Origin of the sequence: Microcoleus sp. MON1_C5 (assembly GCF_036701875.1) — a bacterium.
Lineage (GTDB): Bacteria > Cyanobacteriota > Cyanobacteriia > Cyanobacteriales > Microcoleaceae > Microcoleus.
In genome coordinates this window covers 1-1,498 of sequence record NZ_JAUBRN010000151.1, presented here as the reverse complement: position 1 = coordinate 1,498, position 1,498 = coordinate 1, and the positions used below count along the sequence as shown (strand labels likewise).

General features: G+C 44.5%; 1 protein-coding gene. It reads right to left on the bottom strand.

Annotated elements, in window-relative coordinates:
• Window positions 1-91 precede the first annotated feature (91 nt).
• A complete protein-coding gene (locus tag QUA71_RS29100) occupies window positions 92-1,393 on the bottom strand; it encodes an NF041680 family putative transposase (protein WP_333290475.1) in 1,302 nt (433 codons plus the stop codon).
• Window positions 1,394-1,498: the final 105 nt, after the last annotated feature.

Here is a 1,498-nt window from a genome sequence, read left to right as displayed (position 1 = left end):
CTGTAGTTTAGACTAAAAAATGATTGCAGCCAAAAGTAGCTGCCTTTGAATATCCGGCAAGCTGTTACTCAAAAACTCAAGAGGAAGAAGATTAAATAACTAATCTTGAAGACTTTTTGCGTCGAGAAACCCGTTTTTTCACAGTGGGATAGGACGGTGCCTTGGTTCGTACCCTTCCTTTTTCCCAACCAGGGGATTTTCCCCTCTGTTTAGGCATTTTCGCGGGAGTACCAATGTCAACTAAAACCGACAACATTGATTGGGCAACACGTCCAGGGGTTAAATTGGTTGTAGCAGATTGCCAAGGTAATACATTCTCAACCACTAAATCCCTAGCTAGCCAGAGTTGCCAACTCATCAACGGCATTAAATCACTCCAACGCTCGGATTGTTCGGGAGTTCTTAGGTTAGGCAATGTCCAGTGTAGTCGTTGCTTGACAAATTTATACCAATGATCCACTCCAAAGCGTCGTAAATACTTAAACCAGACTGTTTCTAGAGGGAGAGTTCGTTCTCCCACCCAAGCCAACCATAAGGGTGGAAACGGCTGACCGTTTGACATGGGCTTCATTCTTTGGACGAGGATTAAATTGACTCTGTGTTCAGCGGCACGATAAAAATGCAAGTCAAGCCATTGACTGACTCGAATTTGTCCCAACTGTGAATGTTCGTCAATTTCAATCACATTATCCGCTTGGAGCCATGTGCTTGGGTCATTGAGTCTCATTTTCTGCCCGTGCTTACGTGGTCTACCGCGACCACTATAGGCTGGTGGTGCTGACCACAAACAGGCATTCTTTCGGACTCTCATTAAACAATCAGCTTGAATATCTGCTTGCGCCAGTACCCAATTTGCATTGCCATATTCTCGATCTAAAACTGCTAAGACTGGATTAACGCTCTGTTCACAGACAAGTTTGAGTTGGGAAGCTGCTTGAAGTATAGGTGAAGACGCACTACTAATTCTTTCATGGAGTAGGGGTAATGCCCAGCTTCCTTGTGCTTCTGGTATCCACGCAATGGTACTGTACCCTTGTCCAATAATTACGCCCCCCTGATATTCATGGGTTCTATCTTTTAATGTTTTAGCATCTGGTCTCCCCCATGCAGTGTGGTCAATTGCCACTAACAGATGTTCTGCTACGGGTACTTGCTGTTCTAATTGCTGGAGATACAGCAGCATCAGTTTTTTCCGGTCTGGCCTACAGTCTTGCAATGCCTCGTAAACGCTTGACCATTGACGATTGAATAATGGATTGAGCGAAAATTCGGCCAAACAGGCTGCATTCCTGGTGGTCATCACTGCATCCATGAGCTCGAATGTTGCATCCTTCCCTCGTACCAATAACTCGTATGCTTCTTGACGAAAGTCCTTTAATCGTTCACTGTTCATTTAAGGAGTGAATAGGTTTTTATTTTTCACCCTCATTCTCTCCTTAACGGTGGCTCTAGTTTTTCTTGGGCCACCGTTCTCATCTTTAGTTAGTCTAAACTACAG